We start from the raw sequence: 21,609 nt of genomic DNA on the forward strand, positions 1-21,609 counted from the left end.
TCAGTGCCGGAAATGGCGCTGGCCGGTGAAGACCATCGCAAGACCAAGCCGGTCCGCGGCCTCGATCACATCGGCATCTTTCATCGAGCCGCCGGGCTGGATCACGGCTTTGACGCCATTCCCCGCCAGAACTTCGATCCCGTCGGCAAAGGGGAAGAAGGCGTCCGAGGCGACGACCGAACCAACCGCCGGGCTTTCGCTCAGCCCCAGTGCCTGGGCGATCTCGCCGGCTTTCCTCGCGCCGATCATGGTGCTGTCGACGCGGCTCATCTGGCCCGCGCCGATGCCGACCGTGGCCCCGTCTTTCACATAGACGATGGCGTTCGATTTCACATGTTTCGCGACTTTCCAGGCGAAGAACAGGTCTTCCAGCTCCTGGTCCGAAGGGGCGCGTTTCGTCACCACTTTCAGATCAGAGGGCGTGATGGTGTCGACATCCGAGTCCTGGACAAGAAAGCCACCCGCGACCTGGCGGAACGAGAGCATGCCCTGCGACGCATCCGGCAGCGCGCCCGTGGTCAGGAGGCGGAGGTTCTTTTTCGCCGCAAAGACCGCTTTCGCCGCATCGGTGGCCGAAGGCGCGATCACGACTTCGGTGAAGATCTTCACGATCTCTTCGGCGGTGGCAGCGTCAAGTTCCTGGTTCAGTGCGACGATGCCGCCGAAAGCCGAGGTCGTGTCGCAGGTCCAGGCGCGCTGGTAAGCCTCGAGCAGCGTAGACCCTTTGCCGACGCCGCAGGGGTTCGCATGTTTGATAATGGCAACCGCCGGGCCCTGGCCCGCAAACTCCGCCACCAGCTCGAATGCGGCATCGGTATCGTTGATATTGTTGTAGCTGAGCTCCTTGCCCTGCCACTGTTTTGCGGTGGCCACGCCGGGCCTGTTCGATCCGTCCAGGTAGAAGGCCGCTTTCTGATGCGGATTCTCGCCATAACGCAGGGTCTGTGCAAGTTTGCCGGCCATGGCGCGGTAACGCGGCGCGGGTTCCGCAATCGCCGCCGCCATCCAGGTCGACACGGCGGTATCATAGGCCGCGGTGCGGGCATAGGCGGTCAGCGCGAGCCGCTGGCGGAACGCATAGCTCGTGCCGCCATTCTGTTCGATTTCTGCAATTACACCGGCATAATCTTCGGTATCGGTCACCACCGCGACAAAGGCGTGGTTCTTGGCCGCCGCCCGGATCATCGCCGGGCCGCCAATGTCGATATTCTCGACTGCGGTGGCATAATCGGCGCCCTTCGCCACGGTCTCTTCAAACGGGTAGAGGTTCACGACCAGGATATCGATCGCGCCGATCCCGTGATCCTCCAACGCCGCGACATGATCTTTATTGTCGCGCAAAGCCAGCAGCCCGCCATGCACCATCGGATGCAGTGTCTTGACGCGACCGTCCATCATTTCCGGGAAACCGGTGATCTCGGCCACGTCCTTCACCGGCAGATCTGCCTCGCGCAGCGCTTTTGCGGTGCCGCCGGTCGAGAGCAGTTCGACCCCGTGGCCATGCAGCGCGCGCGCAAACCCGATCAGGCCGGTCTTGTCTGATACCGACAAAAGGGCGCGGCGCGGGCGGACGGGCGTGGTAGGGGCGGCGGAGCTGGGCGCGGAAATCGACATGGGGCCTCTCTGACGGGTAATTCAGATGGGAACCGGGTCATCCCGGTCCAGATCGCGGATCGCGAGCGGAGTATCCTGGGCTTTCGCAAGCGTCCAGCCGATACGGTTGTCATAGTGCTGGGCAAAGCCCATCAACACGATCTGTTGTGCATGGCGGGGCGCAAGCCGGCCACGTTCAAGCCAGGCCGAAGGCTCCAGCGACAGATCGGCGCCGCTGTCATGGCGGAAAACCCAGATCTCGCCGGAGCGCAGCTGCATCGACACCGCCGCGCCCCCCATATCCAGCGAGGCATCGACATCGGGATGCAGATGAAAGCGGATAGTGAAGGGCAGCCCTCCGAGCGGCGAGCGTTCTACCATCCGGTCGAACTGCGCGCGGGCATCCGGTGTGGTCGAGGACAGAAGATCCGTGCCACTCAGCCGCCGCCCGTCAGGCGAGAGATGCAGCTCGCGTGTGGCGATGAGGCCGTGACCCGCCTGCCAGCCATCATGGCTGAGCCGCACGAAAGCGCCGTCGGCTCCGGCGAAATGCAGGTCCGAGACATGGGCGCGCTCGCTCAGATGGCTGGTCGAGGCGCCGAAGCGCGACGAGGAAAACCCGGTCAGAGACAGGGCCGAATGCGACTGCGTCGCCCGTGCCGCGAGCCGCCATTCCGGCCCGGCGCTCTGACCCGGGCCGCAATTGACGATCAGCGGGCGGCGCCCGGAACTCAGCTCAAACGCGGTGGTCGAGGCATGTGCATGAAGCGCCGCCGGGCCACCGGGCGGGTCGGCCACATCAAGAATGACGCTGGTGCGGGCGGCGGAAAGCCGTGCATAGCCCATCGCCAGAGTAACATGCCCCGCAGCGGGCAGCGCCCGTGAGGCAGCGAGTGCCTGGTCAAGCCGCCCCTCCGTCCCTGTACCGCCGGAATGGAAGCGCGCCAGCCCGCCATCGGAATGGCGCAGCGCGCGCAGGCAGGGCGCGATCCGATCCAAAGCCGCCGAAAGCGCCACCGGAACCGTGTGCCCCGCATCCGAGAGGCTTTGCACCACCCAGCCGAGCAGGGTGAAAATCTCCAGCAATTCCTCGGGGTTGCGGCTGTTGATCGCGCCGCTGCGGTCAATACGCTCGTCGCATTCCTTTGCCAGAGCGGTCAGGGCCTGGGCCAGTTTTGGCGCCTCTTCCTCCAGCGAGAGATGGGTGTAGACCAAGCCGGTCAGCGCCTCGATCCTGGCCAGGCCAGGCCGGGCCGAAGTCGCGCGGCGCGCCAGAAACCCCGCCTGCCGCGCCAGAGAGGCAAAGAATCGCGCGCGGTCTGAAGGTGCTTCGCCCTCAAGCAGGAAATCGGAATGGTGGATCCAGCGGATCAGCCGCCTGCCCGTCAGCGCCGGGGTCCAGCCGGGGCGGGTGCCATCGCCGAATCGCCGGATCCAGCTCCAGGTCCAGGCACGGGCCCGGTCGCGCGCCCGCGATGTGCCAAGTGCTGCCAGGTCATCAAGCCAGGTGAAGCCATGCGCCTCATCGGTAAAGGCGGGGTCGGGCGCGGTCAGATCCCAGATCTCGGCTTCGGCAGTTGCGTCCCGGGCCTCGACCAGATGGCCGGCCAGGACGATATTCCCGGCCATGATCTGCTTGCCGCGCGCATAAAGCCCGATGGAGCGTGGTTCGGGGCGCAGCGAAAAGCCGTCCGCCGGTTTTGCATGGCGCGCGGCCCAGGCTGCATAGCGATTTGCCAGCCGCTCGCGCCGGCCCGGCGCCTCAGCGCCCCCCGCAAAGATGCGATCACCGATGCGATCATTGGCGCGTGTCACCCGCTGCTGCCCTTCCTGCCAGACGCCCTCGGATTGTTCCCCGGAGGCGGCGCGGAGAATAGCCGCAGCCCGGAGGAATGTCACCGGGCGGTCGTGTGAAACTCCTCTGCGCGTGGGTCATAACGCGGCAGCCCGCTCAGTTTTCGGTATCGTTTTCAGCCTGGAAACGCAGCTTTTTCTGCCCCGCTGTGGTAACTGCGAAGAATTAAGGGCAAAATCATCCGGTGATCCTTCTGTGGCAGCCAGGGAACAAGCTGTGAAAAAGCCGATTCTTCTGCTGGCGGGCGCCATTCTGGCCTGCGTCGTTCTTCTGGGCGCGGTGCTGAGCCTGCCATTCGTGCTGCCCGGCGCGGCGCTGGGGCGCGAATTGTCGCAGGAGGAATTTGCCGCGCGCTATGAGGTGCCGCTGGCACCACCGGTCGGGCCGGTTGCGGTCTACCATCTGGGCCATTCGCTGACCGGGCGCGATATGCCGGCGATTCTCGCGGGCTTCGCCGGGCATGACTGGAACAGCCAGCTCGGCTGGGGGGCAAGCCTGAACGCGCATCGTAAGGGCGAAGTAGCTGGAATGGCAGAGGAAAACGCGACAACCGCCTTCCGTCCGGCGGGTGAGGCCATTGCCAGTGGTGAATATCCGGTGGTGGTTCTGACCGAAATGGTGGCGCTGGAAGACGCGATCCGCTGGCATGATGCGCCGGGCGCGCTCGGCTTCTGGGTGGCCGAGGTCCGCAAGGCGCGTCCTGATGCGCGGGTCTATCTTTACGAGACCTGGCATTCGCTGAACGACACGTCGAACGACCCCGGCGACTGGCTGGGGCGGATCGGCCAGGACCTGCCCGCCCTGTGGGAGGGCGCGCTGCTCCGCCCGGCCATGGCGGCAGAGGGCACCGGCACCATCCATGTCATCCCGGGCGGCCAGGTGATGGCCGCAGCAGTTCGCGCGGCAGAGGCGGGTGAGTTGCCTGGCCTTCGGGGTGTCGAGGATTTCCTGAGCGATGACATCCATTTCAACGATACCGGCGCCTGGCTGATGGCGGTGGCACATTATGCGGTGATCTATGGCCGCTCGCCGGTGGGGCTGCCCGTCGCAGTCTCCCGTGCCGATGGCAGCCGCATCAATATTGATCCGGTGGCGGCAAGGCGGATGCAGGAAATCGCCTGGGATGTCGTGACCGCCTATCCGCCAAGCGGTGTGGTACAAAGGCGGGAGCCGTGAGGGTGGCGCTGACCCGCCGGGCTTTTGGCAGAACCGTTGCGGGCGCTGTTTCGGGCGCGATGGCTGTGCCGCTGTTGCCCGGCATCGCCTCGGCAGAGGCGAGGGCGCGGGGCCTCGGCATGGGGCTTTTGGGCGGGCGCGACTGGTCGCCGGAGCAGCCCTTCCTTGATGTGATGAAATCGGCACGCGACTGGATCGGGCATCAGCCGGGGCAATGGGGCGGTCAGGACCATAACGCGCTGGCAGCGGCGGGCGTGCTGGATGATCAGGGCTGGCCGCGGCGCATCCCCGAAGGGCTCGACGCCATCGGCACCGTGCTTTTGACGGATATGCCGCCCGGCGCGCGCGATCTGGCCGGCCGTTATCTCGTGACCTGGGGCGGCACTGGTGATGTTGCGGTTGGCGGGCTTGCGCGCAATCCGCGCAGGGATGGCAGCCGGATCATCTTTGATTTTACGCCAGGACCGGGGCTCGTCGATCTGCGCATCACCGCCAGCGATCCCGCCGATCCGGTCCGCGAGATCCGCGTCTTGCGCGAAGACCGTGAGGCGCTCATGGCGGCGGGTGAGGTTTTCAACCCCGATTTCCTTGCGCGGCTCAAAGGGATCGGGCTTTTGCGGTTCATGGACTGGCTGCAGACCAATGACTCGCCGCTGATCACGCCCGAAGACCGGCCCCGGCCCGGGGATTACACCTGGACGCGGCGCGGCGTGCCGGTCGAGGTCGTGGTAGAGCTTGCGAACCGGCTGGAGGCCGATCCCTGGATCACGCTGCCGCATATGGCGTCGGATTCGCTGCTGCGCGAGATGGCGCAGATTGTGGCAACAGGTCTGGCGCCGGGCCGTGTGGCCTGGGTGGAATATTCCAACGAGGTCTGGAACTGGCAGTTTTCCCAGGCTGCATGGGCGGATCAGCAGGCAAAGGCCCGCTGGGGCGGGGAGGGTGGCTGGCTTGCCTTTTATGCGCTGCGTGCGGCCGAGGCCATGGCGATCTGGGCGGAAGAAATCACTGATCAGGCGCGGCTGGTGCGGGTCCTGTCGACCCAGACCGGCTGGCTGGGGCTGGAAGAGCATATTCTTGCGCCAAAGCAGGTGACGGATGAGGGGCGGCCCGCACCGGTGACCAGCTTTGATGCCTGGGCGGTGACCGGCTATTTCTCGGGCGCGCTGGGCCATGAGGACCGGCTGCCGATGATCCGTGCCTGGCTTGACGAAAGCAAGGCGGCAGCAACGGATCACGCGGCGCGGCTGGGGCTTGAAGGTCGGTCGCTGGAGGCCTGGGGCGAGAAATACGGGCTCGACGAGGCGATTGAGCGCGCGGTCGCGGAGCTGCGCCATGGCGCGGTTTCCGGCAGGCCCGATGACACGCTTGCCCATCTGATCGATGTGGTCTGGCCCTATCAGGCTGAAATCGCAAGAAAACACGGGCTTCGCCTGGTGATGTATGAGGGGGGCACCCATGTGACCGGGATCGGTCCGGTCGCCGATGACGCCGAGGTTACTGCCTTTTTTACCGCTCTGAATTACTCGGACGGAATGGGTGTGCTTTATGAGGACCTGCTCGCGTCCTGGGCTGCGCTGACCGATGCGCCTTTCACCCATTACGGCTTTGTCGCGACGCCTGGACGGCATGGCAGCTGGGGCGCGCTCAGGCATCTCTCGGATGACAATCCGCGCTGGCGGGCGCTGATCCGGGCCTGTGGCACATGCTGAACCCGCCGTCTGCGCTCAGCGTTATCATCCCGGCCTCGAATGAGGAGGCCTGGATCGGCCCCTGCCTCATGGCTGTCTTTGCCTCGGATCCGGTGCCAGGAGGGGCCGAAGTGATCGTGGTGGCCAATGGCTGCGGCGACCGCACGGCAGAGTTCGCGCGGCGGGTCGCGGTGCCGGACGGCTGGGAGATGACGGTGCTTGATCTCGCCGAGGGCTCGAAACCAGGCGCGCTGAATGCGGGCGAGGCGGTGGCGCGGGGCCGCGTTCTCGCCTGGCTTGATGCCGATTGCCTGGTGTCACCGGGGGTGGCGGCGGGGCTGGTGGCGGCGCTGGCCAGCCCCCGCGCGCTTTATGCCGGGGCCACGCCGCAGATCCCGCGGGCGAAGTCATGGATCACCCGCGCCTATGCGCGGTTCTGGCAGAGCCTGCCTTTCGCGCAGAGCACTGCACCGGGCTACGGGCTTTACGCCACCAACCCGGAGGGCCGCGCGCGATGGGGGGAATTTCCCCGGCTGATCTCGGATGACACTTTCGTGCGGCTGCAATTCGAGCCTGAGGAGCGGGTGCAGATCGCCGCACATTATTCCTGGCCGATGGTCGAGGGCTTTGCCGCCCTGGTCAGGGTGCGCCGCCGTCAGGATCTTGGCGTGCGCGAACTCGCCGCGACCTGTCCCGGCATTCTGGAACGCGAGGGCAAGGCCTCTTTGGGCGTGGGCGGGCTGATGCGACTTGCGGCGCGCGACCCGCTGGGCTTCGCGGCCTATGCGGCGGTTGCACTGGCGGTGCGGCTCAGACGCGGCACTACGGAGTTCACCCGTGGTCGCTGACCGGATCCTGGCCTTCGGCCGGCAGGCGCATCGCAGCGCGGAAATGACGGGCGAGCTTTGCGGCTTCGATATTGATGTCATGGCGGGCAAAGACATCGGCCCGCGCCTCGCGCCCCATCCGGGCCAGCACCCCGACCGGCACCGCGGCAAAGCCGCGCATCGCATCGGCCAGCGCATCGGCGTCACCTGCGGGCACCAGCCAGCCGGTGCCGGGCGTGACCAGTTCCGGAATGCCGGCAATGGCGCTGGCAATCGCGGGGCGCCCGGCGGCGAAAGCCTCCATCAGCACCATGGGCAGCCCCTCGGCGAAAGAGGGCAGCACCAGCGCATGCGCGCGTGCGAGCTCATCGCGGACGCCTGCCTCATCCAGCCAGCCGGTCAGGGTGATGCGGTCCTCAAGCCCCGCCGCGCGGATCTGCGATTCGATCATCGGGCGCAGCTCGCCCTCGCCGATCAGGGTGAGGCGCAGATCGGGCAGATCGGTTTTCACCCGCGTCATTGCCTCGATCAGCAGCGGAAAGCCCTTTTGTTCCGACATGCGGCCAATGGCAACCAGGCGGCGCGGTCCGGTATCGCGCATCGGTGCGGGCTCGGGAAAGCGCCAGGTCTCGATGCCGCAATGCACGACCTCGATCGTTGGCCAGTCCTGCACCCCGGCCCAGCGGCAAAGCTGCGAGCGCCCGAAAGACGAAATCGCCACCGAGAAATCGGCGCGCGAGGCTTTCTCACCGAGATTATGGGCGCGGGGGGCGTCGAACTCTTCGGGCCCATGCGTGGTGAAGGAAAAGCCAAGCCCGCCGATTTCGGCCGCAAGCATGGCAACCGTGGTGGAATTGGTGCCGAAATGCGCGTGAATATGCGGCAGGCGCGCCAGGTGGCAGCGCCGCGCGACCTCGGCCCCTTCGATCCAATAGACCAGATGACGCAGCCGCCCGCCGGTTCCGGGCGCGCCGCCCGCGCCATTGGCCCCGCATTTCAGCGCCAGTCTGAGGCTGCGCCAGGCTGCGCCAGGGCGGCGCAGGGCGAAGGGCAGGGCGCTGCGGATCAGACGGAACAGCCCGTGTTCCAGCAAATGTTCGGTGCGGCTGTCTTCGGCGATATCGGCGGCTTCGACCAGCGCCGCGTGTGCCGAGCGCATGGCGAAACGATGCACCTGCCAGCCCATCCGCTCCAGCGCGTGAATCTCGCGGCGGATGAAAGTCTGCGAGGGCAGCGGATAGCTGTTGACCAGATAGGCGAGTTTCATGATCCGAATTTATGGCAGCGGCAGCGAATGCCAGGATCGGGTGCGGCCGTGCCGCTTGCAAGCGTAAAGCGCCCGGGCCAAAGGGATGAGGGCAAAGCGTTGCACAGGGGCACTTGTGGCGGCACTGACGGCGGTACTTCTGGCCGCATCATGTGTCGCATGACGGGCCGGGGCAGGGCAGAAAAGGGCAGATCATGGAACTGACCGGAGGCAAGAGCCTCTTCCGGCGTGCGCTTGGCGGCGGTGCCTTTGTCGCGGGGTCTTACGTTTTCGCGCAATTCGCCCGGCTGTTGTCGAACCTGGTTCTGACGCGGCTTTTATATCCCGAGGCCTTCGGGGTGATGGCGCTGGTCATGGTCGTGCTGGTCGGCCTTCAGATGTTTTCCGATGTCGGCATCGGCCCGGCGATCTCGCGTTCTGCGCGGGGCGATGACCCGGATTTTCTGAACACGGCCTGGACGCTGAATGTGTTTCGTGGTGCGGGGCTCTGGGTTCTGACCTGCCTTGTCGCCTGGCCCGCTGCCTGGTTTTACGGCGTGCCGGAGCTTGCGCTTATGGTGCCTGTCGCGGGGCTGACATTGCTGATCGGTGGCTTTAACCCGACGCGGATCGACACGGCGAACCGACATTTGCTTCTGGTGCGGGTGACGCTTCTTGATCTCGCGGCGCAGATCGGCGGCATTGTGGTGATGGTGGGTTTCGCCTGGATCACCGGCTCGATCTGGGCGCTGGTGGTGGGGGCGGTGGCGCAGGTCCTGCTGAAACTGTGCCTCAGCTCGGCCTTCCTTCCCGGCGCCGCCAACCGTTTCCGCTGGGAACCCGATGCCGCGCGCGAACTGGTGCATTTCGGGAAATGGATCCTTGCCTCGACGGCCGCAGGGTTCCTGCTGACCCAGGGCGATAAGGCGGTGCTGGGGTCTTATCTCAGCATGGCCGATCTCGGGCACTATAATATCGGCTTTTTCCTTGCCTCCTTCCCGGTGCTGCTGGCGGGGCTGGTGGTGACGCGGATCATGATCCCGATCTACCGCGAACTGGGCCCGCATGCCGATCCGGCGGGCGCGCGCAAACTGCGTCATTTGCGCTTTGGCCTGACGATCCCGATGCTTTTGGTGATGGGCGCCATGGCGGCGGGCGGTGACCTGATCGCCGGCGTTTTATACGATGCGCGCTACCAGGATGTGGGCGTGATCGTCTCGGCGGTGGCGATGGCGCAGATGCCGATGCTGATCGGGCTGACCTATGACCAGGCGGCCCTGGCGGCCGGAGACGGGCGGGGCTTTTTCTTCGTTCAGGCGATAAGGGCGGCGTTGCAGACCACGGCGCTGATCATCGGCGCAGGCTGGGGCGGGCTTGGCGGCGCCCTTCTGGGTCAGGGGCTGGCGCTGGCGCTGACACATCCGTTCCTGATCCGGCTGGCGCGGCGTCACAAGGCCTGGGATCCGCGCCATGATCTGACGGCCGCCGCGCTGGCACTGGTGCTGATAATTGCACTTTGCTGGTCCGGGCGTGACGAATTGCTGACATTATTTGGATAGATATGACGGTTACGGGCTGTTCCGTGCCCCGAAAGCTGCAGCACTTGCGACAGGCGGCGCGGGGCTTATGGAGGGGCACTGCCCGTTGATGACGATGCCCGATTGCGACCCAGACCTGATTGTGCCCCGACCCGATTGCGACCGCCCCGATTGCGACCCCTGAGGAAGACCACCCAGATGCAGACCGAAGCCACCGCCCTTCCCGAAGTCCTCCTGCTGACGCCGCGCCGTTTTGGCGATGCGCGGGGCTGGTTCACCGAGACGTTCAATGCGCTTCGGATGAAAGAGGCCGGGATCGATATTGACTGGGTGCAGGACAACCATTCCTTTTCCGCCGCCAAAGGCACTTTGCGCGGGCTGCATTACCAGTCCGCCCCCCATGCCCAGGACAAGCTGGTGCGCTGCACCCGCGGCGCGATCCTTGATGTGGCGGTGGATTTCCGCGAAGGCTCGCCCCGCTTTGGCAAATGGGTCGCCGAAGAGCTGTCGGCGGAAAACGGGCGCCAGCTTCTGATCCCGCAGGGCTTTTTGCATGGCTTTGTTACCCTGACCCCGGATGTCGAGGTGCAATATAAATGTTCGGATTTCTACGCGCCCGACTGCGACGGTGCCGTCCGCTGGGATGACCCGGAGATCGCGATTGACTGGGGCCTCGACGGCGCGCAGCCGGTTTTGTCCGACAAAGACAAGGCCGCGCCGCTGTTGAAAGATGCGGGCCGCCCCTTCCGCTATGAGGTGAAAGCATGAAGCTTCTCGTGACCGGAGGCGCGGGGTTCATCGGATCCGCCGTGGTGCGGCTGGCGGTCTCGCGCGGGTACAGTGTTGTGAATGTCGATGCGCTGACCTATGCGGCCTGCCTGGAAAATGTCGCCGCAGTCGGGAACAGCCCGCTTTATACCTTTGAACAGGCCGATATCCGGGACCGGGCGGCGCTTGACCGGATTTTCGACGCGCATAAGCCCGATGCAGTGATGCACCTGGCGGCGGAAAGCCATGTTGATCGCTCGATCGACGGGCCGGGGGATTTCGTCGAGACGAATATCACCGGCACCTATAACATGCTCGAGGCCGCGCGGGCCTGGTGGACGCGCGCCGGCAAACCTGCGGCTTTCCGGTTTCACCATATCTCGACCGATGAGGTCTTCGGCTCGCTGCCGCGCGATCCGGCGGTGAAATTCACTGAAGACACCGCCTATGACCCGCGTTCGCCCTATTCGGCATCGAAAGCGGCCTCGGATCATCTGGTGCGCGCCTGGGCCGAGACTTACGGCCTGCCGGTGGTGCTCACGAATTGCTCGAACAATTACGGGCCGTTCCATTTCCCGGAAAAACTGATCCCGGTGATCATCCTGAACGCTCTGGCCGGCAAACCACTGCCGATCTATGGCGATGGGTCGAATATCCGCGACTGGCTTTATGTCGAGGATCACGCCGATGCGCTGCTGCTGGTTGTGGAAAAGGGTCAGCTGAACCGCAGCTATAATATCGGCGGCGAGAATGAGCGTACCAATCTGGAACTGGTACAGACGCTTTGCGCCATCCTTGACCGCAAACGCCCGAAAGGGGCGGGGTCTTACGCCGATCAGATCACTTTCGTGACCGACCGGCCCGGCCATGATGCGCGCTATGCCATTGATCCGTCACGCATCCGTGAGGAACTTGGCTGGCGCCCGTCGGTCACCGTCGAAGAGGGGCTGGAGCGCACGGTCGACTGGTATCTCGCCAATGAGGCCTGGTGGCAGCCATTGCTGGCCCGTCGGGGCGTGGGCGAGCGGCTGGGGGTTAAGGCATGAAGCTGCTCGTTTTCGGAAAGACCGGCCAGGTCGCGACGGAATTGCAGCGCCGTCTGCCGGCGGGCGTGCAGGCGGTGTTCCTTGGCCGCGATCACGCGGATCTCACCGATCCCGCCGCCTGCGCAGCCGCGATTGCCGACGGGCGGACCGAAGCGGTGATCAATGCCGCCGCCTGGACGGCGGTCGACAAGGCCGAAAGCGAGGAGGCGCTGGCGAGTGTGGTCAATGGGGACGCGCCCACCGCCATGGCCCAGGCCTGCGCCAAAGCGCGGATCCCCTTTCTGCATATTTCGACCGATTATGTCTTTTCGGGCCGGGGTGATCAGCCCTTCCGCCCTGGCGATCCGGTCGCGCCGCTGGGCGCCTATGGCCGCTCGAAGCTGAAGGGCGAGGAAGGCGTGCGCGCCGCCGGCGGTCAGCATCTGATCCTGCGCACCTCCTGGGTATTTTCGGCCCATGGCGCGAATTTCGTCAAAACCATGCTGCGGCTCGGGCGCGAGCGTGAGACTCTGAACGTGGTTTCAGATCAGCATGGCGGCCCGACCCAGGCTTCGGCAATCGCCGATGCACTGCTGGTGGCCGTGCAGGCGATGAAGGCGGGGGCGCCGGGGGGCACACATCATTTCTCTGGCGCGCCGGATACGACCTGGGCGGATTTCGCGCGCGAGATCATGACCCGTGCCGGGCTTTCCTGCCGGATCGGGGGTATTCCGACCCGCGAATATCCGACCCCGGCGCAGCGGCCGCTCAATTCGCGGCTGGACTGTTCAGCGCTGGAGGCGGCGTTCGGCATCCCGCGTCCTGACTGGCGGAGCGGGCTTGATGAGGTTCTGAAGGAGCTGGCGGTATGACACAGGGCATGGCACGCAAAGGCATTATTCTGGCGGGCGGTTCGGGCACGCGGCTCTATCCGATCACCATGGGCGTCTCGAAACAGCTGCTGCCGCTTTATGACAAGCCGATGATTTACTATCCGCTCTCGGTGCTGATGCTGGGCGGCATCCGCGAGATCGCGATCATCACCACGCCAGACGACCAGATGCAGTTCCAGCGGCTGATGGGCGATGGCAGCCAATGGGGCCTTTCCCTGACCTGGATCACCCAGCCCTCGCCCGATGGTCTGGCTCAGGCCTATCTGCTGGCCGAAAATTTCCTCGACGGCGCGCCTTCTGCGATGGTGCTTGGCGATAATATCTTCTTCGGCCATGGTCTGCCGGAAGTTCTGGCCTCGGCCTCAGAATGCGAGACCGGCGGCACGGTGTTCGGCTATCACGTCTCTGACCCCGAACGATATGGCGTGGTGGATTTCGACCGCGACGGCAATGTGCGCGCGATCATCGAGAAACCGGCCAATCCGCCATCGAATTTCGCCGTGACCGGGCTGTATTTCCTCGACGGTCGCGCATCGGAACTGGCGGCGCGGGTGAAGCCTTCCGCGCGCGGCGAGCTGGAGATTGCGGATCTGCTGGAGATCTACCGGGTCGAGGGCACTCTCAGGGTTGAGCGGATGGGGCGCGGCTATGCCTGGCTTGACACAGGCACCCATGGCAGCCTGCTCGATGCGGGGAATTTCGTGCGCACGCTGACGCTGCGGCAGGGGCTGCAGGTGGGCTCGCCCGATGAAATCGCCTTCCGTCAGGGCTGGATCGACGCGGCGCAGCTGGCCGCGCGGGCCAAGCTCTTCGGCAAGAATGATTATGGCCGTTATCTGTCAGAGTTGGCCGCCGACTGAGAGCCTCCTCCGCCTGAATCGCCTGCCGGCTGTGTCACCCTGTGACTGATATCCCCGGCAGGCGAGCGGGCTGCCCTGTGGTTTTTCTGCGCAACATTCGGCAATTATTAACCTGTTTTACAGCAATCCTTGCAAAATTCCTGCTTTTGCGCTGTTCTGAGGGGAGTAGCCGCGGCCCCAGGTCGGGACACGCCGCGTTGCAGGTAGTGTAAGTAGCGGTGACATATGATAGCAGGATATCTCGCGCTCTCGGTTCTGGTTGCTGGTCTTGCGCTCAGTCTCTCTGTCATGGCGGGCCACCCGCCTCTGGCCTGGCTGCTCTGCTATTCCGGGGCAGGGGCTACCTCTCTTATGACGATGGCTTTTTTCCACACAGGCGACTGGGAAGAGACCTCGGGCGCCGGTGACGCCTGAGAAACCGCGCGGCGATACGCCTGTTGCCAGGGGGCAGAGCGGCCAGATCTCGCCGATTGTAATAGAATACGAAACAACATTTCGGGACTTTTCAGCCGCCTCCCCAAAAGCCCGCATGCTTTGCGGCGATCAACGGGCTCCGAATCGCGTCTGGGACCTTGTGTCGTTCGCCGGGCGCTTCCGGGCCGGAACGTGGCATTTCCGGCGCGAAGACAGGAGTTGCCCCCCTGTTATGGCCAAAAATCTCTGAATTGCGTCGGAATTGTGGTGATCACATGGCGATCATGCTTTTCGCGCCCTATCCCCATCGGATAAAATAGTCCCTGGGGGCATTCTGACCGGGTGCTGTAAATGTGGTTAAAAGTTCTGCCAAATTTTGATGTGGCGACGGTGAATATCGTCACCCGGGGGGTCTGTGCTGTGCCTCATTCGCCAAATTTGTTGACCGAGCGCTGACAATGTCAATCATGTCAGCAAAAACCGCAGGGGCTGCGGGCGCTTCACCATTGTTGCGGAAAGCATCTGATAATGGCGAGCGGGTGTTGAACCTGCCCGGCCGTGGCGGTGTCTATCGCCATGCTTTCAAACGGGCGCTGGATCTGTTCGCCATATTGGCGGCGGTGCCGATTATGGTGCCGGTGGTTCTTGTGCTGGCGATCCTTGTGGCGCGCGATGGGGGCAGCCCCTTCTACAGCCAGATGCGGATCGGCAAAGGCGGGCGTGCGTTCCGGATGTGGAAGCTGCGCTCGATGGTGGTTGATGCGGATCAGCGGCTGGAGGCCTGGCTGGCGGCCAATCCCGCGGCGCGCGCGGAATGGGACAGCACGCAAAAACTGCGCAATGACCCGCGTGTCACCCGGTTTGGCCATTTTCTGCGTCGCTCGTCGCTGGATGAGCTGCCGCAGCTCTGGAACGTCTTCATCGGCAATATGAGCCTTGTCGGCCCGCGACCGATGATGCTGAACCAGCGCGACCTCTATCCCGGCACGGCTTATTACGCGCTGCGCCCGGGTGTGACGGGCTACTGGCAGACCGCAGGCCGCAACCGCACGACCTTTGAGGCGCGGGCAGAATATGATGCAGTCTATGAGGAACAGCTTTCTCTGATGACTGACCTGCGTATTCTGGCGCGGACGGTGAGCGTGGTGCTGCGCGGCACTGGCTGCTGAAACACGGATGTCTATGAGCGGGGCGTTTTTGCCCCCGCAAAAATCCTCTAAAGCTTTTCACTACAAGGATGCAGATCCGGCCTCGCGGCCCGATGTTACGGGACGCGGCCAGTAGACTGGTCAGGGCTGCGCGGGGCGGTGAAGGAGGTGCCGGGATATCTGGTCGCGAGATCCAAAAGCGTGGCCAGCCGTGACGCCGGCTCGCGCTGCACTCAGAAATGTCTGCGACCCAAGCCCCTGTGACGCATAGCGCCGATGTAAGCGGCGGAGCGATTGCCTTGTCCTTGCAGGTCATCCTGACGCGCTGGCGCCGGCCCGTTTGTGATGGCCGGCAGGGTGGATTTCCGGCAAGGCAATGATCGGGCGCAGACCGAGTTCGCGTTCCATCTGCGCTGACGTGCGGATCACCGGCCTCAGCAGATCGAGCAGGAAGGCAAGGATCAGCCCGCCGAGCAGCCCCGCAATCGCCCCTGCAGCCACGAACATCTTGCGGCGCGGGCCGTCGGGATGTTCGGGCGTGATGGCGCGATCGAGAATGCCGAAACGTTCGCCCTGCTGGCGTTCGGCCAGCCGCACCTGAGAATCTGCTTCGGCCAGCGCATCCGACGCCTGGTCGAAATTGCGCTGGATCTGACCAAGGTCCCGCTCGAGATCCGCGAGACCGCGTTCCGCCACTGCAACACCAGCGAGCCCGGCTTCGATGCCCGCGGCACGGGTCTTCAGCGCCGCTTGCTGGCCCGCGATCAGCGTGGTCTGGTCATCCAGCTCGCGCAGCCGCTGCCGGTCGGTCGGGCGCAGCGTCTCGCGCGCCGAGATGCGGCGGCGCTCTTCATCGACCAGCAGCAGATCACGGTCGAGCCCGCGCAGATCGGTCTCGATGGTTGTCAGTTCTTCGCGCCGCGTCGCCGATACCGGCGGCAGCATTTCGGCATTTGCGTTGCGCCAGGAGATGATCTTCGCCTCCTGCGCCTGGATCTCGGTGTTCAGAACCGCCAGCCGGTCGGAATGGAAAGTGTAGCTTTCGCGCGCCCGTGCAAGCTGGCCCGAGGCCGAGAGATCCACCACGCTTTGCGCCAGATCATTGGCGATCCGCGCGGCATTGTCGGCATCACCGAAGGTCGTGCTGATCACCACCGCCGAGACCTGGGTTGGCTGGCCATAGGCGGGATCGCCTGAAACCTCGACCGTGTCAAAGCGGATCGCCGCGCGCAGGGCGGTCACTTTCGCCTCGGTCGACATCGCCGGCAGGTCGCTGAACAGCTTGTGCCGTTCGATGATCGCGACCAGGTTTTGCCGCGTTGTCAGCCGATGTTGCAGCGATTGCACCAGCTGCGCCGAGCCGGAGGCCTGATTGGCCTCGGCCGGCTGTCCGGCGACCGGCACCCGGACCTGGGCGGTCTGGATCTCGATCGAGGCCCAGGCGGTATAATTGTCAGGGCGGGCTTTGGCGTAAAGCGCGGCCAGCACGACCGCGATCAGCGCGCAAAGCGCGATCAGCCAGCCGCGCCGCAGCAAAAAGCCCAGAAGATCTTCGATATTGCGCAGATGTCCCATGGAGTTCGTCCCTCAGCCGCGCCCGAACCAGCGGCTGATCGTGCCCCCGAACAGGCGGTCGGCCAGGCCCTGGCCCGCCAGCAGCCCGCGATCCTGGGCCCGGTTCAGCACCACCGCGAGCAGTGGCACGCGGCCCTCGAACATCCGTTCGCAGGCGGTGATATCGGCGGCGGTGGTACGGGTGCCATCCACCACCAGAAGCACCGCATCGACCTGGCCGCTCAGCGCAATCATATCGTCATATTCCAGCGCCGGCGGCGTATCGAAAAGCTGGATATCGGGCTGCAGCAGGTCACTTGCCGATTGCAGCGCGGCGGTGGTCTGCGGATCCTGGAGTGTCTCGGCCGGGCGGGCGACAGGCTCGCTGTTCAGCGCCAGCGCAAGGTTCGGGCCGATGCGGCGGAACTGGCCCTCAAGCGGCTGTTCGCCCCGGAGGAATTCCAGCAGCTGCGGCGACGGTGTTTGTGCAAAGAGGCTTGCGAGGCGCGGGTGGCGCAGATCGAGATCCATCAGCACCGTCCGGCACGAGGGCAGCCGGCCCAGCGACAGCGCGAGATTGGCGGCGACATAGCTCTTGCCACAGCCGGCGCGCGGCGAGGTGATGGCAAGCCGGCTCATTCCTTCTTTGGTCATCGCCTGGGCGATGCGGGTGCGCAGCATGTCGAAATAGCGGGTGATCTGGTGGTGTTCCGGTTTCAGGAACAAACCGTTTCTGACCAGCCGGGCCGCATCGACATGGATTTCTCCGATTGATTCCCAGACTTTCGACGGGTTCGGGCTGGCAAAAACTGCGGGCGAGATAGAGATCTCGCGCCCGGTGCGCTGGTCGAGCGCGATGGGCAGATTGATGCGCGGATGGCCGGGTTTGAACAGTGAGACAGCGGTGCCGCGCGCGGCGGCCCCGGCTTTGCGATCCTGGTTGTTATCTTCTGCGCCCATCAGGGGAAATCCCATATCCAGGGGGTTTGAACCGAAAGGGCCATGTATGTTGTGGCGGCTCATCTGTAATCCGGTTCCGACAGAAGGACGGCAGCAGGACTGCGCGCCCGGAATTGATACCCCCTGCCGGATGGCAGGCGCGATGCCGGTCCCGGATGCGGGATCTCCTCCGGGGCCGGTCTGGCCTGAAGGATGCAGCCTGGAGTCCGGGCCCCCGCCCAGAAGAGCATTCCTAACAGATGGAGGGTAAAAATGAAACCCCGGCGCAGGGGAAATGGCTGTGATCTCAGTTACTTTACCGGCCGCGCGGGGCGCGCCTGTGGCACCCCCGCTGCCCGGGCCGGGGCGGGCAGGGGCGCGGCCGCTGCGCAGGGCTTTGACTTTGAAACCTGGCGGGCTTAGGCGTGATGGTCATGACAGCCGACACGCCTCATATCCCTGCGCGACGGGACCCGTCTGCCCCAGCCGGGCCGGTCGTTGATGCCGTGGTGATCGGCCGCAATGAGGGGGACCGGCTTGCCACCTGTCTCGCCTCGCTCAAAGGCCAGGTGCGGCGGCTGGTCTATGTCGACAGCGGCTCGACCGATGGCTCGCAGGCGCTGGCGCGGGGGGCAGGGGCGATTGTGGTCGGGCTTGATCTTTCGCGCCCCTTCACGGCGGCGCGGGCGCGCAATGCCGGTGTGCTTGCGCTGGCTGCAGCGGGCGCAGCGCCCGATTACGTCCAGTTCGTCGATGGCGATTGCGAGGTGGTGCCTGGCTGGGTGGCGCGCGGGCTGCAGGGTTTTCGCGACCACCCCGGTGCCGTGGTGATCTGTGGTCGCAGACGCGAGCGGCACCCGGAGGCTTCGGTCTATAACCGGTTCTGTGACCGCGAATGGAACACGCCTGTCGGCCAGGCGCTGGCCTGCGGCGGGGATGCGCTGATGCGGCTGCGGGATTTCCAAAAGGTGGGCGGCTACCGCGAGGACCTGATCGCGGGCGAGGAGCCGGAGCTTTGCCAGCGGCTGCGCCGGGCGGGTGGGCAGATCTGGCGGATCGACGCCGAGATGACGCTGCATGACGCAGCGATCACGCAGCTGTCGCAATGGTGGCGGCGCACGAAACGCGCCGGACATGCTTTCGCCGAAGGTGCGGCCCTGCATGGGCGCGGCCCCGACCGCCATTGGCGCCGGGAAACGGCGCGCGCTTTGGTCTGGGGCGCCTTACTGCCGGTTTTGGTAGTGCTGGCGGGGCTGACCCATCCGGCGTTCTGGCTCGCGGGTCTGATTTGGCCCTTGCAGATGCTGCGTCTCGGATTTCGCTGGCGTCATGAGGGACGCGCGGGCGCTGAGGCCGCGGTTCTGACGGTCCTGGGGAAGTTTCCTGAAGCCCTGGGCGCGCTTGGCTATCTGCGTGACCGGGTGTTGCGTCGCAGGCGTGGCCTGATCGAATACAAATAGATCTTGCGACCGCAGCTGCCAGGCCTTCCTGATCTCATCCGGCAGGATCGCGAAGCAGGCAGCATAGCGCGGCAGCAGCCGACGCGGCGAAGCCACCGCCCGCCAGGCCCATTCCAGCGCGATTTTCCGCACCCATTGCGGAGCGCGCGTCTGATCGCCCGAGAGAAATTCGACCCCGGCCCCGACGGAGGCAAAGCCCATCCGGGGCGCAAGGCTGCGGCCAAGGGCGGCAAAACGTTCCTGCTTGGGCGCGCCAAGCGCGATCAGGCACAGGCCAGGCCCAAGCGCGTCAAGGCGGGCGAGGGCGTCGCGAGCCTCTGGACCTTCGGGGTCAAACCCCATGGGCGGCGCGATCAGGAGCCCTTTCCGATAGCCGGGAAGTACCCGTGCGAGCTGCTCGCTGGCGCCTTCCAGCGCAGCTTCGGTGGCGCCCAGCATCGAGACCGGCAGACCTGCCTCCGAAGCGAGCCAGCATAGCGGCACCACCAGATCCGACCCCGGCATCAGATCGACGGGCTTTTTCGCGAGCTTCGACAGCCAGACGATCGGGTTGCCATCCGCAACCACCATATCCTGACGCGCATAGGCTTCGAGAAATGCCGGGTTTCGACGCAGTTTGACGAGATGATCAACGTTGATTGTCGCCAGCGCAAAGCCCTTGCCCCGACGCATCAGCCGTTCCACATCGTCAAGCAATGCGGTGCGGCTCGCGTGAGTCACCTCGATACAGGTCTTTTGAATGGTGAACTGCAAGGCGATCATCCTGACAGGGCGGGCTGATATCATTGTAGCGCGTGCGAGCGTCATAGGCGACTGGTTCCCGAGGTCAACACTCTGTTTCCAACTCGTGCAGAGTGGGGGCGACGCCGCGCCCCGTCCCGGCCTCGCCTCGGGGAGCGGCTCATGCTAGGGTACAGGCTTAAATTGCGCCCGGTTAAAGCGCGAGCAGAACGGATCCCGGCCGGATGTCATCTACGATTGCCCTGCTGGCGCTTTTGATCTGGCCCTTTGTGGTCTGGGTTTTCTACAACCGGATGGCGCCGGGCCGGGCACTGATCTGGTCGGTTCTGACCGGCTATATGTTCTTGCCAGAGCTGGCGAAAATCGACCTTCCGATGCTGCCGGACCCCGATAAACACATGCTGCCGGCGCTGGCGGCGGCGGTGATCTCCTGGCTGATGCTGGGCAGGACCCTGCCGGTTTTCACCGGCAATATGATGGTCAGGGTTCTGGTTGCGGGTTTTCTGATCTCGCCGGTCTTTACCGCCCTTCTGAACACAGATCCGATTTTCCTTGGCCATGGCCGCGAGATCCAGGGCATGCGAATCTATGATTCCATCGCCATCACGGGCACCGAGGCGATGTATCTTCTGCCACTGTTCCTTGCGCGGCGCGATCTCGCGACGCCCGAGGCGATGCGCGACCTTCTGATGGCTCTGACGATTGCGGCGCTGCTTTATACCGGACCGATTCTGATCGAGACTGTGATGTCGCCGCAGCTGCATATCTGGGTCTATGGTTACTTTCAGCATGACATGTCCCAGGCGGTGCGGTTTGGCGGCTGGCGGCCCTTTGTCTTTATGCCGCACGGGCTTTGGGTGGCGTTTTTCGTGCTCTCCTGCCTGATTGCAGCGGGGATGCTGCTCCGGCTGGGGCCGGCGCCGGCGCGGGTCTGGCAGTTGCCGGTCTTCCTTCTGACCTGTGCGCTTCTGATTCTGTGCAAAAGCTTTGGTCCCATCGCCTATGCGCTGGCCGCAGCGCCGCTGGTCTTTCTTGCGACCCCGCGCCAGATCCTTGGCGTAGTCGGGCTGCTGGCGGTGGTGGTGATCCTGTATCCGCTTTTGCGCGGCGCCCATCTGGTGCCGGTTGATTATATTTCCAGCTTTGCCGGCGATCTGAGCGAGGACCGCGCCCAGAGTTTTGGTTACCGGCTGATGAATGAGGATCTGCTGCTGGCCCGCGCCGCAGAGCGGCCGCTCTTTGGCTGGGGCGGCTATGGGCGCGGTTTCCTCTATGATCCGGTGACCGGCATCGTCGAGACGGTGGCGGATGGCGCCTGGATCATCCGGATCGGGGCATTCGGCTGGGTCGGCTATCTCGTGCAATTCGGGCTTTTGTGCCTGCCCTTATGGCTCCTTGCGCGCGAGGCGCGGCTGCAACCCGGATCGGTCGGCCTGCCGGCGGCGGGGGTGGCGCTGATCCTTGGGCTGAACCTTGTTGATCTTTTGCCCAATGCGACGCTGACGCCGCTGAGCTGGCTGATGGCCGGCGCGCTCCTTGGTCAGGCCGAGGCTTTGCGTGCCGTACGCGAGGCCTCACTTGCAGAAGTACGGCGAACCCAGCCGCGCCGCACCATTATCTGAGCAGGTCTCGCCATCAGATTGACGGAAACCTGGTCGGGGCTGCGCCAAATGCGTCATAAATGCGGCGCTAATGCGGCGGGCTTGTGGCATTGTTGCCTCGCGGGATAAGAACTGGTCACGGCCGCGCTCAGGGTATGAGTTTGCCTTAAATTGAGCTAGATTAACGCGGATAATCAACAGACTGGCAGGGGGCTGTCTGTCAGGGAGGGAACGCTTCTGTTCCACCCCGGATCCCCTGAGCCACTGAACCGAAGTGATG

17 protein-coding genes and 1 pseudogene are annotated in these 21,609 nt (G+C 64.7%); 12 read left to right on the forward strand and 6 right to left on the reverse strand.

Going from position 1 to position 21,609, the window contains the following annotated elements; genetic code table 11:
* Entirely contained in the window at nt 1-1,614 is a 1,614-nt protein-coding gene (gene purH, locus M3484_RS19315; protein ID WP_249498815.1) for a bifunctional phosphoribosylaminoimidazolecarboxamide formyltransferase/IMP cyclohydrolase, read from the reverse strand.
* Nucleotides 1,615-1,635: 21 nt separating this feature from the next.
* Nucleotides 1,636-3,492, reverse strand: coding sequence for a heparinase II/III family protein (locus tag M3484_RS19320; protein WP_249498816.1), 1,857 nt, complete (start codon nt 3,490-3,492; stop codon nt 1,636-1,638).
* Between the two features lie 172 nt (nt 3,493-3,664).
* Here M3484_RS19320 and M3484_RS19325 point away from each other — a divergent pair, with 172 nt between their 5' ends.
* From M3484_RS19325 to M3484_RS19335, 3 genes are read left to right on the forward strand one after another with little or no spacing between them, the layout of a single operon-like run.
* On the forward strand, nt 3,665-4,624 hold the full coding sequence (locus M3484_RS19325; protein WP_249498817.1) for a hypothetical protein: 960 nt from the start codon (nt 3,665-3,667) through the stop codon (nt 4,622-4,624).
* A gap of 2 nt (nt 4,625-4,626) precedes the next feature.
* Entirely contained in the window at nt 4,627-6,336 is a 1,710-nt protein-coding gene (locus M3484_RS19330) for a hypothetical protein (protein WP_249498818.1), read from the forward strand.
* A complete protein-coding gene (locus tag M3484_RS19335) occupies nt 6,330-7,163 on the forward strand; it encodes a glycosyltransferase family 2 protein (RefSeq protein ID WP_249498819.1) in 834 nt (277 codons plus the stop codon). Before M3484_RS19330 ends, M3484_RS19335 begins: the two co-directional genes overlap by 7 nt.
* On the opposite strand, the gene M3484_RS19340 is transcribed toward M3484_RS19335, so the two are convergent.
* A complete protein-coding gene (locus M3484_RS19340) occupies nt 7,147-8,409 on the reverse strand; it encodes a glycosyltransferase (protein WP_249498820.1) in 1,263 nt (420 codons plus the stop codon). The two genes, M3484_RS19335 and M3484_RS19340, sit on opposite strands and share 17 nt — an antisense overlap.
* Before the next feature lie 194 nt (nt 8,410-8,603).
* Here M3484_RS19340 and M3484_RS19345 point away from each other — a divergent pair, with 194 nt between their 5' ends.
* From M3484_RS19345 to M3484_RS19375, 7 genes are all read left to right on the forward strand, one after another.
* Nucleotides 8,604-9,947: an oligosaccharide flippase family protein gene (locus tag M3484_RS19345; RefSeq protein WP_249498821.1), complete on the forward strand. Its 1,344-nt coding sequence runs from the start codon at nt 8,604-8,606 to the stop codon at nt 9,945-9,947.
* 177 nt (nt 9,948-10,124) lie between these two features.
* Complete coding sequence (rfbC, locus tag M3484_RS19350) at nt 10,125-10,694, forward strand: dTDP-4-dehydrorhamnose 3,5-epimerase (protein WP_249498822.1); 570 nt, start codon at nt 10,125-10,127, stop codon at nt 10,692-10,694.
* Entirely contained in the window at nt 10,691-11,740 is a 1,050-nt protein-coding gene (rfbB, locus tag M3484_RS19355; protein ID WP_249498823.1) for a dTDP-glucose 4,6-dehydratase, read from the forward strand. Before rfbC ends, rfbB begins: the two co-directional genes overlap by 4 nt.
* Complete coding sequence (gene rfbD / locus M3484_RS19360) at nt 11,737-12,591, forward strand: dTDP-4-dehydrorhamnose reductase (RefSeq protein ID WP_249498824.1); 855 nt, start codon at nt 11,737-11,739, stop codon at nt 12,589-12,591. Before rfbB ends, rfbD begins: the two co-directional genes overlap by 4 nt.
* A gap of 8 nt (nt 12,592-12,599) precedes the next feature.
* A complete protein-coding gene (gene rfbA, locus M3484_RS19365; RefSeq protein ID WP_249498876.1) occupies nt 12,600-13,472 on the forward strand; it encodes a glucose-1-phosphate thymidylyltransferase RfbA in 873 nt (290 codons plus the stop codon).
* Between the two features lie 225 nt (nt 13,473-13,697).
* Entirely contained in the window at nt 13,698-13,886 is a 189-nt protein-coding gene (locus M3484_RS19370) for a hypothetical protein (protein WP_143040420.1), read from the forward strand.
* A gap of 506 nt (nt 13,887-14,392) precedes the next feature.
* Nucleotides 14,393-15,055: a sugar transferase gene (locus M3484_RS19375; RefSeq protein WP_249498825.1), complete on the forward strand. Its 663-nt coding sequence runs from the start codon at nt 14,393-14,395 to the stop codon at nt 15,053-15,055.
* Between the two features lie 291 nt (nt 15,056-15,346).
* Here M3484_RS19375 and M3484_RS19380 read toward each other — a convergent pair whose 3' ends face one another.
* Complete coding sequence (locus M3484_RS19380; RefSeq protein ID WP_249498826.1) at nt 15,347-16,609, reverse strand: Wzz/FepE/Etk N-terminal domain-containing protein; 1,263 nt, start codon at nt 16,607-16,609, stop codon at nt 15,347-15,349.
* A gap of 12 nt (nt 16,610-16,621) precedes the next feature.
* The gene (locus tag M3484_RS19385; protein WP_249498827.1) at nt 16,622-17,548 is read right to left on the reverse strand and encodes a CpsD/CapB family tyrosine-protein kinase; all 927 of its coding nucleotides are present in this window, start codon (nt 17,546-17,548) and stop codon (nt 16,622-16,624) included.
* Between the two features lie 413 nt (nt 17,549-17,961).
* On the opposite strand from M3484_RS19385, the gene M3484_RS19390 reads away from it, so the two are divergent.
* Nucleotides 17,962-18,987 carry a glycosyltransferase family 2 protein gene (locus M3484_RS19390; RefSeq protein ID WP_249498828.1) on the forward strand — a complete coding sequence of 342 codons (1,026 nt, stop codon included), beginning with the start codon at nt 17,962-17,964 and terminating at the stop codon, nt 18,985-18,987.
* Nucleotides 18,988-19,041: 54 nt separating this feature from the next.
* Here the strand turns inward: M3484_RS19390 and M3484_RS19395 are convergent.
* Nucleotides 19,042-19,794: pseudogene (locus M3484_RS19395) on the reverse strand (WecB/TagA/CpsF family glycosyltransferase); the annotation flags it as partial.
* A gap of 158 nt (nt 19,795-19,952) precedes the next feature.
* On the opposite strand from M3484_RS19395, the gene M3484_RS19400 reads away from it, so the two are divergent.
* The gene (locus tag M3484_RS19400) at nt 19,953-21,350 is read left to right on the forward strand and encodes a hypothetical protein (protein WP_249498829.1); all 1,398 of its coding nucleotides are present in this window, start codon (nt 19,953-19,955) and stop codon (nt 21,348-21,350) included.
* Nucleotides 21,351-21,609: the final 259 nt, after the last annotated feature.

It is taken from the genome of Pseudomonas sp. GX19020, assembly GCF_023371075.1.
Classification (GTDB): domain Bacteria; phylum Pseudomonadota; class Alphaproteobacteria; order Rhodobacterales; family Rhodobacteraceae; genus Pseudogemmobacter.

What these genes read in the sequence shown, in the direction of transcription:
- M3484_RS19380 (WP_249498826.1), bottom strand. Translation starts at nt 16,609, where the DNA reads ATGGGACATCTGCGCAATATCGAAGATCTTCTGGGCTTTTTGCTGCGG.
- purH (WP_249498815.1), bottom strand. Translation starts at nt 1,614, where the DNA reads ATGTCGATTTCCGCGCCCAGCTCCGCCGCCCCTACCACGCCCGTCCGC.
- rfbC (WP_249498822.1), top strand. Translation starts at nt 10,125, where the DNA reads ATGCAGACCGAAGCCACCGCCCTTCCCGAAGTCCTCCTGCTGACGCCG.
- rfbA (WP_249498876.1), top strand. Translation starts at nt 12,600, where the DNA reads ATGGCACGCAAAGGCATTATTCTGGCGGGCGGTTCGGGCACGCGGCTC.
- rfbD (WP_249498824.1), top strand. Translation starts at nt 11,737, where the DNA reads ATGAAGCTGCTCGTTTTCGGAAAGACCGGCCAGGTCGCGACGGAATTG.
- M3484_RS19345 (WP_249498821.1), top strand. Translation starts at nt 8,604, where the DNA reads ATGGAACTGACCGGAGGCAAGAGCCTCTTCCGGCGTGCGCTTGGCGGC.
- M3484_RS19340 (WP_249498820.1), bottom strand. Translation starts at nt 8,409, where the DNA reads ATGAAACTCGCCTATCTGGTCAACAGCTATCCGCTGCCCTCGCAGACT.
- rfbB (WP_249498823.1), top strand. Translation starts at nt 10,691, where the DNA reads ATGAAGCTTCTCGTGACCGGAGGCGCGGGGTTCATCGGATCCGCCGTG.
- M3484_RS19370 (WP_143040420.1), top strand. Translation starts at nt 13,698, where the DNA reads ATGATAGCAGGATATCTCGCGCTCTCGGTTCTGGTTGCTGGTCTTGCG.
- M3484_RS19400 (WP_249498829.1), top strand. Translation starts at nt 19,953, where the DNA reads ATGTCATCTACGATTGCCCTGCTGGCGCTTTTGATCTGGCCCTTTGTG.
- M3484_RS19385 (WP_249498827.1), bottom strand. Translation starts at nt 17,548, where the DNA reads ATGGGCGCAGAAGATAACAACCAGGATCGCAAAGCCGGGGCCGCCGCG.
- M3484_RS19390 (WP_249498828.1), top strand. Translation starts at nt 17,962, where the DNA reads ATGACAGCCGACACGCCTCATATCCCTGCGCGACGGGACCCGTCTGCC.
- M3484_RS19335 (WP_249498819.1), top strand. Translation starts at nt 6,330, where the DNA reads ATGCTGAACCCGCCGTCTGCGCTCAGCGTTATCATCCCGGCCTCGAAT.